The organism is Nocardia grenadensis (assembly GCF_050942415.1).
Taxonomy (GTDB): Bacteria; Actinomycetota; Actinomycetes; order Mycobacteriales; family Mycobacteriaceae; genus Nocardia; species Nocardia grenadensis.
In genome coordinates, this window is sequence record NZ_CP192054.1 from 3,375,715 (window position 1) to 3,393,966 (window position 18,252).

Sequence of the window (18,252 nt, forward strand, 5' to 3'; positions counted from 1 at the left end):
CCGCGCGCTGCGCAACCGGCTCCGGCGTTTTGCCCGTTGACGCGCCGACCACCCGCGATCCCGATCCATAAACCTCGGCTGCGCATCCGCGCGCCGCGGTCCGACTCCAGTTCGCCGGGAGACAGATTCGGCGATGGTCCTCCGCGACCGGGTCGAATATCCGGCGCGCGAGCCGCCCGCGCCGGATCTCCCCCAGAAATAGATGGCCACCGGCCGCTCCACTGGCCAGGCGAGTATCCAGTTGTGCGTAGGTGGCTCTGTACCACGGGGCCAGATCCGGGGAAGCTCGTCCCGTGACCGGTCGTCTCACCGCCCTGTTCGCCGGGCTCTGGCTGTACGGGTTCTCGATGGCCGTGATGATCCGCGCCGCAGTCGGTTTGGACCCGTGGGACGTCTTCCACCAGGGCGTCACCCGGCAGCTGCCGATGAGCTTCGGCACCGTGACCGTGGTGGCCGGCGCGGTCGTCCTACTGGCCTGGATTCCGCTGCGCCAGTGGCCCGGTGTGGGCACGGTAAGCAATGTGGTGCTCGTCGGCGTTTCGGTCGATACGGGACTCTGGCTGCTGCCGCACTGGGAGTCGATGCCGGTCCGGCTCGGGGCGATGGTCTTCGCGGTCGTGCTCAACGCACTGGCCAGTGTGCTGTACATCGGCGCGGGGCTGGGCCCCGGCCCGCGCGACGGTCTGATGACGGGGCTGGCCCGCCGGACCGGATGGCCCATCCGCCGGGTCCGGACGGTCCTCGAGGTGACGGTCCTGACCAGCGGCTGGCTACTGGGCGGCAGCGTCGGTTTCGGCACCGTGGTCTACGCGGTCGCTATCGGACCGCTGATCCAGCTGATGATCCCGCTCGCCGCCGGCCGGCTACCCGGATTCGGTGCCCCCACAACCCGGCGAACGCGGGCCGCGGACGTGGTCCCCGGACCCGTCGGCGGCGAGGACGGGCCGGCCCCCTCCGGCCCTTGCCCCCGGGCGGCCCGCCACGGGTCCGCGCGCCGGATCCGCGTCGTCGGGCCGATCCGGACACCGAACGGGCGACACCGGTAACCGGTGTCGCCCGTTCGACGGCTCGATCAGTCGCGGAAGGCGTCCTTCACCTTCTCGCCCGCGTCCTTCAGGTTGGACTTGGTCTGGTCGGCCTTGCCTTCGTTCTCCGTCTTCTCGTCGCCGGTGGCCTTCCCGAGCTTTTCCTTGGCCTGACCGGCGAGTTCTTCGGCTTTGTTTTCGAACTTGTCCTTCGCACCCATCGCCTGTCCCCTCTCTTCGGATGTAACCGGCCGGCGGTCCGGCCGATCGTCGGCCGAATAACCACCGCGCGCCCCCTCAAACACCCCACTTCGTGCCGCTGCCGGACCACCGCGGCGCATCCGCGACCCGACCGAGACCTGCCTACACCGCGCGATTCGCCGGGTTCCCGGCCGCGGGCGGCGTCCTACTCGCCCGTAGCGCCGCACCTGCCTATTCTGCTCCGACGACAACGGAGTCGGGACCCGTACCTCCACCACCGAGCAGATCGGCAGGCCCGTGAACGCCACAACCATCGACCCCCTCCCGACCCCGGCCGCGTCCGGTAGACGGCCCGAGGCGATCCACCGCTTCCTCGTCAAACCCGCCGATGCGGGTATCGCGGGCGCGGTGGACGGCGGCAAGCTCCTCGAATGGATCGACAAGGTCGCCTATGCCGCGGCGGCCCAGTGGAGCGGCCGCTACTGCGTCACCGCCTATGTGGGTAATATCCACCTCGACCGGCCGATCGCGGTCGGAGAACTCGTCGAGTTGCACGCCAACCTCGTCCACACCGGCCGGACGAGCATGCATATTCTGGTCAGCGTCTACTCGACCGACCCCACTCGGCAGAAACCGGTCCAGACGGCGCAGTGCCTCACGATCTTCGTCGCCGTCGACGAGGCGCGGCGCACGGTCGCGGTGCCCCAGTGGGAACCGGCCACGATCCTCGAACTGCGGCGCCATCGGCAGGCCCGGGCCCGGATATCGGTCCGGAAGCGGATCGAGGAGGCCATGGCCGCGCAGCGCTACACCGCCGCCGGCACCGCGCCGAGCGCGACCCTGCGGTTCCTGGCGGCGCCGTCGGATATCAACTGGGGCGGTAAGGTGCACGGCGGCCGCACGATGGGGTGGATCGACGAAGCCGCGTATGTCTGCGGCGCCGATTGGGCCGGTCAGCATGTGATCACCTCCTATTTCGGCGGGATCCGCTTCTACCGGCCCATCGTCATCGGCCATATCGTGGAGGTCACCGCCCGACTGATCCATACCGGCCCGCGCAGTATGCACATCAGCGTGCACGTGACCGCGACCGATCCGCATTCCGACGAACCGGCCCTCGCCGCGCACGGCCTGGCCGTGGTCGTGGCGGTGGATGCCGTCGGCAAAGCGCGGCCCATCCAGCAGTGGACACCGGTTTCCGACGAGGACCGGTCCCTGGCGGCCCATGCCCGTCATCTCGTGGACCTGCGCGCCGAGGCCGAACCGTTCGCCACAGCCGCCGATCTACCGGCCGACGCCGAACCCAGCCATTTCCGCGCGCCGCTTCCGGGCTGAGTCAGGCCGGGGCCCGCCGTCGGGAACCGGGCCCGAGGATGTGCCCGGAACGGCGCAGCGCCCAGGGGGCGGCGATCCGCCGGGTCCGGGGCCACCCGTCAGGCGACCGGGCCGGCTCCCAAGGCTCGCCGCCACGCGGCGCCGCGCAGCAGGCGCAGGCCGTTGAGACCCACGATGATCGTGGAGCCCTCGTGTCCCGCCACGCCGAGCGGTAGTGGCAGGGTGCCCACCAGATCCCACACCACCAGCACCGCGATGAAGGATGCGGCGATCACCAGATTGGCGATCACGATACGGCGGGCTCGCCGGGCCAGTGCCAGCACCGCGGGGATGGCGGTGAGATCGTCGCGGACCACCACGGCATCGGCGGTCCGCAGGGTCAGATCCGAACCCGCGCCGCCCATGGCGATACCGGCGTGCGCGGCCGCGAGAGCGGGCGCGTCGTTGACCCCGTCACCCACCACGGTCACCGCGGCGCCGGTGGCCCGCAACTGCCGGACGGCGGTGACCTTGTCCGCGGGCAGCAACTCGGCCCGGATATCGGTGATGCCGACCCGGGTGGCCAGCCGCTCGGCGGCCACCCGGTTGTCACCGGTCAGCAGCACCGGGTTCGCCCCGGTCAGCTGCCGCGACGCCGTGACCGCGGCGGCGGCCTCCGGGCGCATTTCGTCGGCCAGGGCGAGGACGCCGATCGGCCGGTGATCGTAGGTCACCACGACCACGGTGCAACCACGCGACTGCAGGGCCGCGGCCGTGGCCGCGGCGGTATCCGCGCCGGGCGCGGCCACCACCAGCGCCGCCGGTGAGCCGACCCCGACGTGGTGATCGCCGACGCGCGCGCTGACTCCCCGGCCCGGTTCGGCGGCGAAATCGCCGACCGCGGGTACCTCGAGCCCGCGCGCACGAGCGGCCCGGACGATGGACGCGGCGAGCGGGTGTTCGCTGAGCCGTTCCACTGCCGCCGCGAGCCGCAGCACCGCGTCGGCGTCGAACGAATCGGTCGTGGACCGTATCTCGACCAGCTCCGGAACGCCGCGGGTCAATGTTCCGGTCTTGTCGAACGCGAGCAGGTCGGTGGTCCCTAGTCGTTCCATCACGACGGCGGATTTGACGAGAACTCCGTGCCGCCCGGCGGTCGCGACGGCGGCCAGCAGCGGGGGCATGGTCGCCAGCACCACCGCGCACGGGGAGGCCACGATCATGAAGGTCATGGCGCGCAGCAGCGCCGGCTGCAGCGACTCACCGAACAGCAGCGGCACCACGAAGATGGCCAGGGTGGCGGCCACCATGGCCACCGAGTAGCGCTGCTCGATCTTCTCGATGAACAGCTGGGTGCGGGCCTTGGTGTGGCTCGCCTGCTCGACCAGGGTGGCGATCCGGGCGACGACCGAATCCTGTGCGCGGCGGTCGACCCGGATCCACAGGGCGCCGGTGCCGTTGAGGGTGCCGGCGAAGACCTCGTCGCCGACGGATCTGTCCACCGGAAGCGGCTCTCCGGTGATGGTGGCCTGATCGACTTCGCTGCTGCCGGCCACCACGGTGGCGTCGGCGGCGATCCGTTCACCGGGGCGGACCACGACCGTATCGCCGATCTCGAGTGCGGCGACCGGGACCGTCTCCTCCTCGTCGTTCGCGGTGACCCGGGTCGCGGTATCCGGCGCCAGGTCCAGCAGACCGCGCACCGAATCCTCGGTCCGCGCGCTCGCGAAGGCCTCCAATGCGCCCGAGGTGGCGAAGATGACGATCAGCAGCGCACCGTCCCCGACCTGGCCGATCGCCGCGGCACCCAGCGCGGCGGCCACCATCAGCAGATCCACGTCCAGCGTCCGCTTCCACAGCGCGCGCAGTCCGGCCGTGGCGGGTCCCCACCCGCCCGCGGCGTAGCAGGCCAGGTACAGCGCCCACCACGACCAGGCCGGGCCGTCGGCCAGCTGCGTCGCGACTCCGGCCGCGAAGAGCACCACCGCTGTTGCCGCCCAACGGGTCTCGGGCAGTTCGAACATTTTCGTCCGGCGCACGGCCACGGCGGCGGGCACGCGCGTCGAATCGATGGGCGTACGCGTCGGAACGGCCACAGGTCACCTCCACGGCGGGAACGAACGATTCACCGACCATAACAGAACACATGAAGACGTCTTCATTCATGCTGGTTGATATGCTGTCTGCTTATGGGACACGGGGTCGAAGGCCGGGACCGCCCGATCGCGCGATTGAACGGGGACGCGGCGGCCCGCGTCGCGACCACTCTGCAGGCATTGGCCACGCCGAGCCGGTTGCTCATCCTCAGCGAACTACGCCAGGGCCCCCTACCGGTGACCGAGCTGGCGACGGCGGTCGGAATGGAGCAGTCGGCGGTATCGCACCAACTGCGACTCCTGCGCAACCTCGGCCTGGTCACCGGCGCGCGCAGCGGGCGCAGCATCGTCTACAGCCTGTACGACAGTCATGTCGCCCAGCTGCTCGACGAGGCGATCTACCACAGCGAACACCTCCGCCTGGGCCTCGCCGACCGCCCCGAAGCGGCAGGCTGAGCCCGGCCGGAACGGGGCGGCCCGGCACCGGCGGTGAGCGTGGGACCTCAGTCGTGGTCCGGTATTCCGCGCACCCGGTGTTCGGCGGCGTTCAGCGTTTCGACCAGGAGACGGCGCACGTGACCACCCCGGGTGCGATAGAGCATGCGTCGGCCGCCCCGCCGCCGCACCACCAATCCGGCCAATTCGAGCTTGGCCAGATGCTGCGAGACCGCCGGCCGGGCCAGTGAAACCCGGGCGGCCAGCGAACCGACATCCAGTTCGTCGTCGCCACTCAGTAGCCACAGCAGCCGCAGCCGGGTGGGGTCGGACAGCATCCGCAGCGCCGTGGTTGCCGCGTCCACGAGATCCGGGGACGGGAGCTCGGACCAATGACTACTAGAATCGTGTGCGTACACGAGCACGTATTCTGCCTGCTCGGCACGGATCGAGGAGTCGAGGGTTGTCACTGTTCGCCCATCGCGCCTACCGGCGCCTGTTCGCGGCGCAGGTGTCGGCCCTGTGTGGTACCGGTCTGGCCACCGTGGCGCTGGGGCTACTCGCCTATCAGCTCGCCGGAAAGGACGCGGGCCTGGTCCTCGGCACCGCCCTGACGATCAAGATGGCCGTGTATGTCACCGTCGCGCCCGTCGCGGCGGCCTACGCCGATCGACTGCCGCGCCGAGGCCTGTTGGTGACGCTGGACCTGGTGCGCGTCGCGGCGGCGCTGAGTCTGCCCTTCGTGCACGAGGTGTGGCAGGTCTATCTGTCGATCGCGGTGCTGCAGACCGCGTCGGCCGTGTTCACCCCGGCCTTCCAGGCCACACTGCCCGATATCCTGCCCGACGAACACGACTACACCCGGGCATTGTCCGCATCACAACTCGCCGCGACGATGGAGAGCCTGCTCAGCCCGTTGCTGGCGGCGCTGTTGCTCACCGTGCTGGATTTCCACCGGTTATTCGCCGGCACCGCCCTGGGCTTCCTCATCTCCGCGATACTGGTCGCGGGTACGGCGATCCCGGATCCCGTCCGCCGCGCGGCGACCGGGATATGGCACCGGACCGCCGCCGGTATGCGGATCTTCGCCGCCACCCCGCGGCTGCGCGGACTGCTCGGGGTGAACCTCGTGGTGGCGGCGGTGGGGTCGGTGGTGATGGTCAATACCGTCAACTACGTCCGCGATGTTCTGGGTGGTTCGCCCGCCGAGGTCGCGGTACTGCTGGCGGCCAACGGGTTCGGCACGATGCTCGCGGCCCTGGTACTGCCCCGGATGCTGGGCCGGGTCGGAGAACGCTCGATCGTGCTCGCCGGGGCGGGGACCCTCGTTCTCGGCATCGTAATGGCGATCACGATGGCGCTGTCCGGGTCCGAGAGCCGGTCCGCCGCCCTCGCGGTGTGGGCACTCATCGGCGCCGGAACCGGACTGGCGATCACTCCCGCCGGGCGGGTACTACGACGCTCGGCGCATCCGTTGGACCGCCCGGCCCTCTTCGCGGCGCAGTTCTCGCTCTCGCATCTGTGCTGGCTGATCACCTATCCGCTGGCGGGCCGGCTCGCCACCTCGACGGGGTTCGCCACCGCCTGGATCGTGCTGGCGCTCGTCGCCGGAGCCGGTCTGGTCGCGGCGCTGCGGTGCTGGCCCCGGCACGATCCCGCCGCGCTCGGCCACGTCCACGACGGCCGGATCGATCCCGGGCATATCCACGACGCGGTACCGGTGGGCGCGAACAGCTACCGGCACATCCACACCTTCGTCATCGACGACGATCACCGGCGGTGGCCCACACCGGTCGGCTGATATGCCAATCGCCGGTTGGTGACCCGCAGCTGCCGAGCGGTCGTCACGGCCAGCGTGCGCACCTGTACCGGAGTCAGCGGGCCGCACAGCCGGTCCCAGTGCAGGGCGACCAGCTGCCCCGGCGAGGCGTCGGGCACGGCGGAGTACCCGTCCTCCCATACGGGTACCATCAGCGCCGTGGGCGCGCCCAACCGCAACCGGCCCGCCTCGAAGCGCAACCGGCGACGCCGCACCGTCAGTTCCTCCCCGTGTCTGGCCGTCACGGTGGCCCAGCTGATCCGGCAGCAGTCCAATACCCGGATCGGTTGTTCCCCGCCGCGACCGAGCAGCCGGGTCCAGGGGTAGATACCGAACACGTGGAAGCAGTGATTGGCTGCCGCCTCACCGGCCAGCGACTCCGCGGCGAGGTACTGCCAATAGTGCCCCGCGGCCGGGCCGATCACGGCGAGCAACTCGGTGACGAAGGCGTCCGGATCCAGTCCCGCGCCGACGCCGCCGCCGATCCAGTACGACTCGACTAGCCGGTGGTCCAGCGGATCGGCGATACCCGTCATCCGCGACATCACCCGCAGGTAGGGCCAGGCCCCGGTGAAATGACGCGCGGCGGCCCGCACCCGCTCCGGGGTGCCGCCGCGCAGGGCCGAGGTCTCGGCCGGGCCGCAGTAGCCGAGCAGGTTGGGCGCGTAGGCGTAGCGGGCGAACATCTCGGTTCCCCGGGCGGTGCGGGTATCGGCGGGCGTGTTCACGGGTCCACCGGTACTTCGCGCCGCCACCGCCGCTCGACGTCACCGAATCGCCAGACGGCCGCGGCGGCGGCCCAGGTCAGGACGAAGAGACCGACGATGATGAACCCCATCGCGCCGAGATCGAGCGCACCGATCCAGGCGAGTGGGCCGGTGGTGAGGTCGAGCTTCTCGGTCAGGATGGAAATGATCTCCTGCGCCCCGATCAACAGGGCCACCGCGACCGACAGACCGGTGACCACGAAGTTGTAGTAGATCTTGCGGACCGGGCCCGCGAATGCCCAGCCGTAGGCGAAGTTCATGAACGTGCCATCCATGGCGTCGAACAGCGACATACCCGCCGAGAACAACACGGGCAGTACGAGAATCGCGTACCAGGGCAGATCGGTGGCCGCCGCGCCACCGGCGATCACGAGCAGACCCACCTCGGTGACGGTGTCGAATCCGAGTCCGAACAGCAATCCGACCGGATACATCTGCCAGGGCCGGCGAACCGCGCGCATCAGCGGACCGAATACGCGGTTCAGCGCGCCGCGGTCATCGAGCCGGCGTTCGAGTTCGGCTTCGTCATACACCCCGCTCCGCATACCGCGGAACACCCGCCAGATTCCGATCAGCGATATCAGGTTCAGCAACCCGATCAGGATGAGGAAGGTACCCGAGACACCGGTGCCGAAGACGCCGGTCCACCGCTGCAACCGCGAATTGTCGTCCTGCAGATCGACCGCGAGCGCCTTCACCCCCGCCGCCAACAGGGCGACCAGCACGAACACGATGGTGGAATGCCCGAGGGAGAACCAGAAACCGACCGACAGCGGTTTCTGGTTCTCGGCCACCAGTTTGCGAGTCGTATTGTCGATCGCGGCGATATGGTCGGCGTCGAACGCGTGCCGCATCCCCAGTGTGTAGGCGGTGATCCCGAGCCCGGCACCGAAGACGGCGCCGTCCACGAGATAGCCGCCCGGAACCACCAGGAACAGCAGTGTCGCGAAGCCGATGAGGTGTAGCGCGACGACCGCGAGGGTCATCCCGGCCACGCTGCGGCGCTGCGCGGGATCCAGATCCGACCAGCCCGCTCGCAGGGCCGCCACCGATTTCCGCACCGTCGGTGTACCTCGTTCCTTCCGGGCGGCGGCCCCAGCGGACGCGCCGCATCAACAGATCCGCGGCAACTGCTCACCGGCGGGCAGATCGACCACCCGCGTACCGCCGAGCGCGGTGCGCGCCACCACCATGCCCGGATGCTCCTCGACACAGCGGCCGATCACCGCCGCGTGGGCCCCGAGCGGATGGGCGCGCATCGCCGCCAGCACCCGCTCCGCGTCGGCGGGCGGTACGAAGGCGACCAGTTTGCCCTCGTTGGCGACATACATCGGGTCCAGGCCGAGCAGCCCGCACGCGTCCCGGACCGCTGCCGGTACCGGCAGCGCGGTCTCGTCCAGCGCGATACCCGTGCCGGCGGCACGGGCGATCTCGTTCAGCGTGGCGGCCACCCCACCGCGGGTCGGGTCGCGCAGTACGTGCAGGTCGGCACCCGTTTCCAGCATGGCTGCCACCAGGCCGCCCAGCGGCGCGGTATCGCTGAGCACCGCCGTCCCGAACTCCAGGCCCTCGCGGCAACTCATCACCGCGATACCATGCACCCCGATCTCACCGCTGACCACGACGATATCGCCGGGGGCCGCGCGCTCGGGCCGGATATCGACGCCGTCGGCGAGCACACCGATACCGGCGGTGTTGATGAAGATGCCGTCACCGTGCCCGGTGTCCACGACCTTGGTATCGCCGGTCACCAGCGAGACACCGGCCGCCGATGCCGCGGTGCCGAGCGCCTCGGCCACCTGGGCGATCTCGGACAGCGCGGTGCCCTCTTCGAGAATGAACGCGGTGGACAGGACCAGGGGCCGCGCACCGGCCATGGCCAGATCGTTGACGGTGCCGTTCACCGCGAGCTCGCCGATCGAACCGCCCGGGAACACCAGCGGTTTCACGACGAAGGAATCGGTGGAGAAGGCCAGGCGGGTGCCGTCGACCGTGACGACCGCGGAATCTCCCAGACCGGTGTCGGCGGCGGCCCCGAAGGCCGGAAGGAACAGGTGCTCGATCAGCTCCCCCGACATGGCCCCGCCCCCGCCGTGGCCCATCACGATATTCGGTGCGTCGCGCAGCGGCATCGGGCAGACCCACGCGTCGGCATCGATCGTCACCGTCGGGGTCATCGGATCCTCACGCATGGGCCACCTCCGCGGGCTGGTCCAGTCGGCGGTACAGGTAGTAGGCGGCGCACGCGCCCTCGGAGGAGACCATGGTGGCGCCCAGCGGGTTGCGCGGTGTGCACTGGGTGCCGAACGCGGCGCATTCGTTGGGTTTGATCAGACCCTGCAGGACCTCGCCGGATCGACAGATCGCCGATTCGGCCGCATGCAGTTCGCCCACCGCGAACCGGTATTCGGCGTCGTAATCGCGGTAGCGCGCCGACAGCCGCCACCCGCTGTCCGGAATCACGCCGATCCCCCGCCAGGCCCGGTCGGTGACCTCGAAGACATCGTCGAGCATGGCCTTGGCCGCCGGATTCCCCGCCGCCGAGACCGCGCGCGGATAAGCGTTCTCCACTTCGTGCCGGCCCGCCTCGAGTTGCGCCACCGTGCGGCGGATGCCCTCGAGGATATCCAGCGGTTCGAACCCGGTGACCACCATGGGAGCCCGGTACCGCTGGGCCAGCGGCGGATACTCCTCGGTACCCATCACCGTGCACACGTGCCCGGCCAGCAGGAACGCCTGGACCCGGCACTGCGGCGATTCCATGATGGCGGCGATCGCCGGCGGCACCAGCACATGCGATACCAGCAGCGAGAAGTTCTCGATACCGAGGCGCCGGGCCTGGTAGACGGTCATCGCGTTGGCCGGGGCGGTGGTCTCGAAACCGATTCCGAAAAAGACCACCTGCCGGTCCGGGTTCGCTTTGGCCAGCTCCAGGGCGTCCAGCGGCGAGTAGACCACCCGGACGTCCCCGCCTTCGCTCTTGACGTGGAAGAGATCCTTCTCGCTGCCCGGGACCCGCAACATATCGCCGAAGGAGCAGAAGATCACCCCGGGCCGGGCGGCGATCTCGAGGGCCTTGTCGATGACCTCCAGCGGGGTGACGCATACCGGGCAGCCCGGGCCGTGGATCATCTCGATCCGGTCCGGCAGCAATTGGTCGATTCCGTGCCGGATGATCGAATGTGTCTGCCCACCACATACTTCCATGATCGCCCATCGGCGGTCGGTGGTGGCGCGGATCCGGTCGAGAAGTTTCTTCGCCAAGTGCGGATCACTGAATTCGTCGAGATACTTCACGGCTCCTCCTCGGGGTCGCGCTGCCGCGGCGCTTCCGGGTTTTCCACTCCCGCCTGCGCGGCCGCGACGGCGAAACCGTCGGCGAACTCCTCGTTCAGCACACCGAGGTGTTCGAATTCGGCCAGGGTCCGCAGCGCCGATTCCTCGTCCAGCCGGTTGATGGCGAACCCCACATGCACGACGACGTAGTCGCCGATCGCGACATCAGGGATGTATTGCAGGCATACGTCCTTGTGCACGCCGCCGAAATCGACGACCGACATGAGCGTGCCGTCGCGCTCCTCGAGGCTGAGTACCTTTCCGGGAACTGCCAGGCACATGATCGTCCTCCTTCTCCACTCAGCCCGCGGCCACCGCGAGCACCTGACCGAACGCGAGACCGCCGTCGTTGGGCGGCAGCCGGTGGTGGGTGAGCACGGTGAAACCGTGCGCCCGCAGCAGCCGCCGGGTGGCCGACAGCAGCAGCGCGTTCTGGAACACCCCGCCCGACAGGGCGACGGTCGTGGCCGGTCCCGTATGGGCCAGAGCAATCTCGAGCACCAGCCGCGCGAGCGCGGCGTGGAAACGGGCGCCGATCACCGCCGCCGGTACCGCGTGCGCGGTATCGGCGACCACCGCCGCGAGCACCGGGGCGGGATCGATCGGTATCGGGTCGCGGCCGGTATCGAACGCGAACCGGTAGTCGACGCCGTCCGTATTGCCGCGCCGGGACACACCTTCGAGTTCGATAGCGGCCTGCGCCTCGTAATCCACGGTGTGGCGGATCCCGGCCAGCGAGGCCACCGCGTCGAACAGCCGGCCCATACTGGAGGTCGGCACACAGCCCAGCCCGGTTTCGAACTGGTGGGCGAGCACCGGGCGTTCGGCCGCCGGGCAGGCGCGCACCGAGGCGATCGCGGGCCGCCATTCCATACCCGCTGCCCACAGATGCGCCAGCGCCATCCGGTACGGCCGGTGCACGCTCGTATCGCCACCTGCCAGCGGCACATATTTCAGATGCGCCAGCCGACGGTAGCCCTTGTACCCGGCGGCCAGGAACTCCCCGCCCCAGACCGCACCGTCGGGGCCGAACCCGGTGCCGTCGAACGCGACTCCCAGCACGGTGTCGGACGGCCCGAGGCCGTGCTCCCCCATCACGGCCGCGATATGCGCGTGATGGTGTTGCACGGTGCGCACCGGGCGGTCGCCGGCCGCGCGGCGCGCCCACTCCGTGGAGCGGTAGCCCGGGTGGGTATCGGCGGCAAGCTGGGTGGGGCGCACACCGGTCAGTTCACGGAGGTGCTGTTCGGTGGCGTCGAAGGCCCGCAGCGTCGCCAGATCGTCCATATCGCCGACGTGCTGGCTCAACCAGGCGTATCGGCCGTCGGCCACCGCGCAGACGTTCTTCAGATCGGCCCCCACCGCGAACGTCGGTGCCACCGGCACGGGCAATGCCAGTGGCAGCGGCGCGTATCCACGCGACCGGCGCACCGGTGTTTCGGCGCCGTCGACGACGCGCACCACCGAATCGTCGCAGGGCACCAGGATCCGGCGGTCGTGCCACAGCCATCCGTCGGCCAGCCCGGCGAGGCGTTCCCGGGCGTCCGCGTCGTCATGGCAGATCGGTTCGCTGCTGCGGTTGCCGGATGTCATCACCAGCACATCGGGACCGGGAGGGTCGCCGGGGAGCCCGAAGAGCAGGATGTGCAGCGGGGTATAGGCCAGCAGCACGCCGAGATCCGGGTTGCCCGGCGCGACGGATCCGGCGACCTGCCGGGCACCGCGCGGGAGCAGCACGATGGGGCGCTGTGGGCCGGTCAGCAGCGCCGCGGCGACGCCGTCGATCCCGGCTATCCCCCCGGCGACCGCGAGATCCGGCGCCATCACGGCGAAAGGCTTGCCGCCGCGGCGTTTCCGGCGGCGCAGCTCGGCCACCGCCGTCTCGTCGGTGGCGTCGCAGGCCAGGTGATAACCGCCGACGCCCTTCACGGCGAGGATGCCGCCCGCGCGCAGCAGCGCACGCGCGGCGGCGAGCGGTTCACCGCCGCCCGTCCCGTCGTAGTACAGGCGGGGACCGCACTCCGGGCAGGCGATGGGCTGGGCGTGAAACCGGCGATCGGCGGGATCGCGGTATTCCCGGGCGCAACGCTCGCACATCGGGAAATCGGCCATGGATGTCCGCGCCCGGTCGTAGGGCAGGGAGGCGATGATGGTGAATCGCGGACCGCAGTTGGTGCAGTTGACGAAGGGGTGCCGGAAGCGCCGGTCGGCGGGATCGCGCAGTTCCGCGGCGCAGTCCGCGCAGATCGCGATATCGGGTGAAGCGAGCGTACGCCCGCCGCCCGCGGTGGTGTCGGTGATCCGGAATCCGGTACCGCCACGCAGCGGCAGCTCCCGGCATTCGATCGAGTCCACCACGGCCAGCGGCGGCGGGGCGGTTCGCAGGCGCCGCTCGAACTCCGCGAGGTCCGCAAGGGTCCCCTCGGTTTCGATGAACACCCCGCTGCTGTCGTTGGATACCCGGCCGCTCAGTGAGAGCTCCGCCGCGGTGGTGTAGACGAACGGCCGGAACCCGACGCCCTGCACCACACCGCGCACCACGAACCGGCGCCGCGCCCGGTCGGCCGTCACGGCTGCTGACCCCGGCCGAGTAGGCGTAACCCCGCCATCGCCTCGGCCGCGCCGGCCGCGTCGGTCTTCTCGACCGCGAAGCCCATATGGATGACCACCCAGTCGCCGGGCCGCGCGGGATCGTCCTCGAGCAGGCCGATGTTCACCCGCCGCTGTTCACCGGAGACGTCCACCACAGCGATCTGGCGGTGGTAGCCGTCGGGTACCGTGACGACCCGGCCGGGAATACCGAGACACATGGTCACACCTCCTGATATGGGCGGAGCAGTTCGGCGACGACACGGTCCACGGCCGCCACGGCCGCGTCCACCGCGTTACCGACCGGGGTGGACAGTCCGAGCCGCTCGTCCACCGATTCGACCTGGCATCCGACGACCACGGTCGGGGGCACGGTGCCGCCCAGCGCCCGGACACCGGCGAACACCGCCGCCGGATCCATCGCGTGGGCGTCCAGCGCCGCGGTCTCGGCGCATCCGGGTTCGGCCCGCAGCACCTCGATCCGGCCCGGCGTGCCGCGATCCGGCAGGGCGTCGACCAGCACCAGCGCATCCCAGGGGTCGAGCAGGTCGTAGGCCAGGTGCATACCGCGGATGCCGTAGTCCATCACCCGCGCACCGGCTGCCGGGCGCTCCGGCATACGCCGCACCACCTCGGGTCCGAAACCGTCGTCGCCCAGGAAGATATTGCCGATCCCGGCGATCAGTACGGTATCCGTCGGCTCAGCCCTTTCCGTCGGTCGGCGTCGTCGCCCCGCCGACATCCTGGTCGTCGACCGTCCCGGTCGCCGTCTCCTCCGGTTCGTTCGCCGTCGGTTTGCGCTCCTGGTAGGGCGGAACGGCCGGTTCGCTACCGGCGGGCGGCTCCGAGGTGAACTCGGCCTCCCGCTCGGCGTCCTCGCCGTGCGCGGAGGTCACCTCCTCGTGACCGATATCGCCCGGTTCGCGTTCGGCGGGTCCACCGGCCACGGTGTCCGCACCGGTATCGCGCGAGCCCGGCTCACCGCGTTCCTGCTGTGGTTCTTCTCTCGGGTCCTGCATCGTGACTCCTTCCGATCCGCCGCTACATATGCCGGATCTTCAGATATCTCCGGAGGTCCGGTACCGAGCGCACACCGAGGTAGACAGCCGCTGCCGCCAGCACCGCCACCACCGCTGTCGAGACAACTCCCACCGTCTGCATCACGTACTTCCTTTCACTTCTCGGGCTCGTCGAGCGGCTCCAGTTCGTCGGGCGCGAAATAGAGGTACCGGCCGAACCATTCGTGCAGTTCGGCCGCGGGGTCGTCGTCCAGTACGACCCCGACGTGTGACTCCCCGTCCACGTCCTGGTGCACCGAGACGACCCGGGCAGGCGCACCGTCGACGAACAGATCCTGGGCGTCGGCCCGCCGGGACGGGTGCAGCCGGACCCGGCTACCCCGGCGCACCAGCACACCCGCCACCGGCACCGCGTCGCTCTCGGGACGGACGGCGCGGTCGGCGACCGGGTCCCACCAATCGATCCCCTCCGGGACCTCGGGTACCGGGTGGGGCCGATCGGGGCCGGGTTCGCGCAACACACCGTGCAGCTGCCGCATCGCTTCCGGCGAGACGGCCTCGCAGCGGTCGATGATCTCGGCTGCGCGCGGGTCGGTCGCCCGGGCCTGTGCCTTCTCCTCGTCGGTCATCGTCATCACCCGCAGGGTGAGGATCTCGTCGATCTCGGTGGAATCGAACAGCTCTCCCGGGCTCTGCGCGGCGATCTCGGGGTGGTCGTAGAGGATGATCGGCGAGATCAGCAGCAGGCTGTGATCACCGGGCGGGCCGGCGAGCACCGGGAAGCACCGGCGCGACGCGCAGTGTCCGACCGCCGGTGCGGCCGCCGCCGGTGGATCCAGGGACGAAACGAACTGTCCGCCGCCGACCTGCCCGAGGACGTGCGCACCGATCAGCGAACGGGCGAGTGCGTCCTGTGTACCGGTCGCGGGGCGACCCACATTGCTGATCTCCACCGTGAGCCGCAGGAACCCGCCGGCGTGCTCGACGACGAGCGAGAATTCGCCGGCGAGCGGTTGCCGGGTGCGCACCAGAGTCCCGATTGCCCGGCCCGCGGTGTCGGCGATCTCCTCGATATCGACGCCCGCGGGGACGGTCAGCGGACGGACGAGGGATTCCGCGGCCACTGGGCCGATGACGATCTTCTGGGTGACGGCCTCGTCCCAGGACAGCCACGAGCGCGCGCCGACGGACAGTTGGGCGCGCGGCCGGCCGTCACCATCGACCACCTGCCGCCGCTGGAGCTGGAGGAAGCGGACGGTCCAGGTCAGTACCGGGTCCGCAGCCGGGTCCAGCAGGAACCCGGCCGACAGCGACGGCTCCTCGCCGAATCCCGCCGCGGCCGCTCCCGGCGGTCCCAGCACCCCGAACTGCCAGCGCGCCATATTCTTGCGCGTGGTCGCCCGGTAGGGATAGAGCAGATAGCCCTCGTAGAGCACCGCGTCGGCGATGGCGCGGGCCCGGGTCAGCGGATCGGCGGTCACGGCAGTTCCTCCGCGCGCGCCAGCAGCCGGGTCACCGCGTCGTCGAAGCCGAGCAGACCGTGGCCGGATTTGTAGGCGGCCAACGCGTCGAGGGTGTCCCGGTGCAGGCGGACCCAGCCGGTATTGGGGAAATGCGCGGCCATGAGCTCCCGCCACACCGACAGCGGCATATCGAAGGTGTCCTCACGGTCCCACGGGATCTGCTGGATCGCGAAGCCACCGCTGCCCTTGATGAACACCGTGCCGCTGAACAGGAACAGCAGCGGCACCGAGCCGTCGCGCAGGGCGTGCAGGTATTTCGAGCCGGTCACTTCGAAGTCGTAGGTACACGGCATCGGCATATCCACCTCGGCGCCGCCGGAGAAGCCGGGAACCATGGTGGCGCAGTGCATCCAGAGGAAGGATCGCTGGGTATCCCGCCAGCGTTCACGCGCGCCGAACAGGTCGGTCAGCCCGGCGCCCTCTTCGTCGGAGTACCGGCGGCGCGACGGCTGGATCCGCACCTGCGCGCGTAGGGCGATCGCGTGGACGGGTTCGTCCGCGAGCGAGGCGATGCCGACCCGGGCGGACAGGATCGGCGCGACGGAGTAGGGCTGCGGCGCGATCTCCAGCACCGCGAACGTGGTCGAGTGCACGGGGCTCATCGCGCGTCCCGGGCCCGGGCCGAGGCGGCCGCGAAGAATTCGTCCAGATAGTCACGCACATCCCGACCACCGTCGAAACCGCGCCAGAGCAGGCGCATCCGGCCGACGAATTCGTAGCACGCGTCGATCGGCAGGAGCAGACAGCTCGCCCGATCGCTGTCGTTATCGGGAACGCGGATGAGCAGGGCTTCCACATCGGCGGCGAGCACATCCAGTTCCGGGTGCCGCCGCAGGATCGTATTCCATCGGTCCAGCGGCAGTTCCGATTCGGTCGCGCCCGCCGGGCCGGGATAGAAGGCCACGGTCCGGTCCTCCGCGGAGTTGTGGAAGAAGAAGGCCAGCCCCACCGGTATATCCAGCGCGTCCCATTCCGCCGGGCCGATGGTGAACCCGGGGAAGGCGAGGTAGCGGTCGGGCACCGCCCGGTACCGCAGGGCCGCCTGCTGGTCCACGAACAGCAGATAGCAGCCGCGGCAGACGCACATCAGCTGCCGGCCCTCGAGATCCACCACATGCTGGTGCTCGGCGGCGATGGGCGCGGCGCACATCTCGCAGCGTTCGCCCGCCCGCGGCGTGGGCGGGCGTTCGGCGGTGATCCGCCGGAGCACTCGCGACGGTGTGTTCACCCCGGCACCCCCACCGGCACGGCCACCGACAGTTCACCGGACCGGACGAGGACCGGAAGCGGTTCGAGGTGACCGTCGCCGTCGAGACGCGCGCCCGCCCGGACGACATCGAAATGCGCGCGACAGGTCGGACAGCGCAGGACCGCGTCACCGGCCGGGTATCCGGCCCGCCGGTGCAGTGCGGCCCCCGCGAGCGAATGCCCACAGCCCGGGCAGTGGTCCCGGTAGGCGAACAGTTGCTCACCCACCCGGCAGGCCAGCACCGTGTGGTCGGCGACCGCGAAGCCGCCCACTTCGCCGGGAACGAGTTCGGCCAGTTCGGGGACCGGCACCCAGCTGCCCGCCGCCCGCTCGTCGGCGCGCACCCGGGAGAACAGCGAATCGGTGGAGATCAACCCCTTCGATTGTTCCGGTTCCGCGGCCACGACTTCGATGGCCTCGATTTCCGGGGCAGCGGTACGTACCGCGTCCTCCACCGCCAGTTCCAGGGTCACCGACGAGGACGGGCAGCTGCGGCAACTGCCGGTCAGTTCCAGGCGCACCACCCCGTCGACAATGCCGACCAGGGTGACATCGCCGCCGTGCGAGCCGAGATACGGCCGCACACTGTCGAGCGCGGTCCGCACCCTGGCCGCCACGTCGTGCGGGTGCAGCCCGTGCACGAGTAGCAGGCTCGCGACCAGGTCGTCGCGGGCCAGGCGTTCGACCGACCCCGGGTCCAGTAGCTCCACCACACGGGCGAGTCCCGCGCCATACAACCCGGCCACCTCGCGTACCAGTTCCTCGGCCCGTTCCCGGGCGACGGCGCCCCCCGCCGAACTGGCCTCGAGCATCGTCTCTATCCGGTCGCCCGACGCACGCCAGCGCTGCCCGTCAGGTGCTGTGTCATCCTGTCCGTGT

General features: G+C 70.2%; 21 protein-coding genes. 4 read left to right on the forward strand and 17 right to left on the reverse strand.

Annotated elements, in window-relative coordinates:
- The first annotated feature begins 347 nt into the window (after positions 1–347).
- Entirely contained in the window at positions 348–1,046 is a 699-nt protein-coding gene (locus ACQPYS_RS15360; protein WP_433493053.1) for a YczE/YyaS/YitT family protein, read from the forward strand.
- 26 nt (positions 1,047–1,072) lie between these two features.
- Here the strand turns inward: ACQPYS_RS15360 and ACQPYS_RS15365 are convergent, their stop codons facing one another.
- Positions 1,073–1,246: a CsbD family protein gene (locus ACQPYS_RS15365; RefSeq protein ID WP_431938465.1), complete on the reverse strand. Its 174-nt coding sequence runs from the start codon at positions 1,244–1,246 to the stop codon at positions 1,073–1,075.
- Between the two features lie 340 nt (positions 1,247–1,586).
- Here ACQPYS_RS15365 and ACQPYS_RS15370 point away from each other — a divergent pair, with 340 nt between their 5' ends.
- A complete protein-coding gene (locus ACQPYS_RS15370; RefSeq protein ID WP_433493054.1) occupies positions 1,587–2,561 on the forward strand; it encodes an acyl-CoA thioesterase in 975 nt (324 codons plus the stop codon).
- A 98-nt stretch (positions 2,562–2,659) separates the two neighbouring features.
- On the opposite strand, the gene ACQPYS_RS15375 is transcribed toward ACQPYS_RS15370, so the two are convergent.
- The gene (locus ACQPYS_RS15375) at positions 2,660–4,636 is read right to left on the reverse strand and encodes a heavy metal translocating P-type ATPase (protein WP_433489931.1); all 1,977 of its coding nucleotides are present in this window, start codon (positions 4,634–4,636) and stop codon (positions 2,660–2,662) included.
- Positions 4,637–4,729: 93 nt separating this feature from the next.
- Between ACQPYS_RS15375 and ACQPYS_RS15380 the strand changes: the two genes are divergently transcribed.
- Entirely contained in the window at positions 4,730–5,092 is a 363-nt protein-coding gene (locus tag ACQPYS_RS15380) for an ArsR/SmtB family transcription factor (protein WP_063034637.1), read from the forward strand.
- Positions 5,093–5,139: 47 nt separating this feature from the next.
- Here the strand turns inward: ACQPYS_RS15380 and ACQPYS_RS15385 are convergent, their stop codons facing one another.
- Positions 5,140–5,541, reverse strand: a complete 402-nt coding sequence (locus tag ACQPYS_RS15385) for an ArsR/SmtB family transcription factor (RefSeq protein WP_433489932.1) — start codon at positions 5,539–5,541, stop codon at positions 5,140–5,142.
- Between ACQPYS_RS15385 and ACQPYS_RS15390 the strand changes: the two genes are divergently transcribed.
- Positions 5,535–6,872: an MFS transporter gene (locus ACQPYS_RS15390; protein ID WP_433489933.1), complete on the forward strand. Its 1,338-nt coding sequence runs from the start codon at positions 5,535–5,537 to the stop codon at positions 6,870–6,872. The two genes, ACQPYS_RS15385 and ACQPYS_RS15390, sit on opposite strands and share 7 nt — an antisense overlap.
- Here ACQPYS_RS15390 and ACQPYS_RS15395 read toward each other — a convergent pair.
- From ACQPYS_RS15395 to ACQPYS_RS15460, 14 genes are all read right to left on the reverse strand, one after another.
- A complete protein-coding gene (locus ACQPYS_RS15395; protein WP_433489934.1) occupies positions 6,842–7,618 on the reverse strand; it encodes a DUF6390 family protein in 777 nt (258 codons plus the stop codon). The genes ACQPYS_RS15390 and ACQPYS_RS15395 overlap by 31 nt on opposite strands.
- A complete protein-coding gene (locus ACQPYS_RS15400) occupies positions 7,615–8,676 on the reverse strand; it encodes a HoxN/HupN/NixA family nickel/cobalt transporter (RefSeq protein WP_431938464.1) in 1,062 nt (353 codons plus the stop codon). The genes ACQPYS_RS15395 and ACQPYS_RS15400 overlap by 4 nt, the downstream gene beginning before the upstream one ends.
- A 93-nt stretch (positions 8,677–8,769) precedes the next feature.
- Positions 8,770–9,849, reverse strand: coding sequence for a hydrogenase expression/formation protein HypE (gene hypE / locus ACQPYS_RS15405; protein WP_433489935.1), 1,080 nt, complete (start codon positions 9,847–9,849; stop codon positions 8,770–8,772).
- On the reverse strand, positions 9,842–10,954 hold the full coding sequence (gene hypD, locus ACQPYS_RS15410; protein WP_063034640.1) for a hydrogenase formation protein HypD: 1,113 nt from the start codon (positions 10,952–10,954) through the stop codon (positions 9,842–9,844). Before hypD ends, hypE begins: the two co-directional genes overlap by 8 nt.
- The gene (locus ACQPYS_RS15415; RefSeq protein ID WP_063034641.1) at positions 10,951–11,274 is read right to left on the reverse strand and encodes a HypC/HybG/HupF family hydrogenase formation chaperone; all 324 of its coding nucleotides are present in this window, start codon (positions 11,272–11,274) and stop codon (positions 10,951–10,953) included. Before ACQPYS_RS15415 ends, hypD begins: the two co-directional genes overlap by 4 nt.
- A gap of 19 nt (positions 11,275–11,293) precedes the next feature.
- Entirely contained in the window at positions 11,294–13,564 is a 2,271-nt protein-coding gene (gene hypF, locus ACQPYS_RS15420; protein ID WP_433489936.1) for a carbamoyltransferase HypF, read from the reverse strand.
- Complete coding sequence (locus tag ACQPYS_RS15425) at positions 13,561–13,803, reverse strand: HypC/HybG/HupF family hydrogenase formation chaperone (RefSeq protein ID WP_433493055.1); 243 nt, start codon at positions 13,801–13,803, stop codon at positions 13,561–13,563. Before ACQPYS_RS15425 ends, hypF begins: the two co-directional genes overlap by 4 nt.
- A 2-nt stretch (positions 13,804–13,805) precedes the next feature.
- Positions 13,806–14,324, reverse strand: coding sequence for a hydrogenase maturation protease (locus tag ACQPYS_RS15430; RefSeq protein WP_431938061.1), 519 nt, complete (start codon positions 14,322–14,324; stop codon positions 13,806–13,808).
- Entirely contained in the window at positions 14,284–14,601 is a 318-nt protein-coding gene (locus ACQPYS_RS15435) for a hypothetical protein (protein ID WP_433489937.1), read from the reverse strand. Before ACQPYS_RS15435 ends, ACQPYS_RS15430 begins: the two co-directional genes overlap by 41 nt.
- A 22-nt stretch (positions 14,602–14,623) precedes the next feature.
- A complete protein-coding gene (locus tag ACQPYS_RS15440) occupies positions 14,624–14,743 on the reverse strand; it encodes a DUF6893 family small protein (protein WP_373861379.1) in 120 nt (39 codons plus the stop codon).
- Positions 14,744–14,756: 13 nt separating this feature from the next.
- Positions 14,757–16,082 carry a hypothetical protein gene (locus tag ACQPYS_RS15445; RefSeq protein ID WP_433489938.1) on the reverse strand — a complete coding sequence of 442 codons (1,326 nt, stop codon included), beginning with the start codon at positions 16,080–16,082 and terminating at the stop codon, positions 14,757–14,759.
- On the reverse strand, positions 16,079–16,726 hold the full coding sequence (locus ACQPYS_RS15450; protein ID WP_433489939.1) for a DUF6084 family protein: 648 nt from the start codon (positions 16,724–16,726) through the stop codon (positions 16,079–16,081). Before ACQPYS_RS15450 ends, ACQPYS_RS15445 begins: the two co-directional genes overlap by 4 nt.
- Positions 16,723–17,352 (reverse strand): DUF5947 family protein, encoded by a 630-nt coding sequence (locus ACQPYS_RS15455; RefSeq protein WP_433489940.1) that lies wholly within the window; start codon positions 17,350–17,352, stop codon positions 16,723–16,725. The genes ACQPYS_RS15450 and ACQPYS_RS15455 overlap by 4 nt, the downstream gene beginning before the upstream one ends.
- Positions 17,349–18,185 (reverse strand): NifU family protein, encoded by an 837-nt coding sequence (locus tag ACQPYS_RS15460; RefSeq protein WP_433493056.1) that lies wholly within the window; start codon positions 18,183–18,185, stop codon positions 17,349–17,351. The genes ACQPYS_RS15455 and ACQPYS_RS15460 overlap by 4 nt, the downstream gene beginning before the upstream one ends.
- Positions 18,186–18,252: the final 67 nt, after the last annotated feature.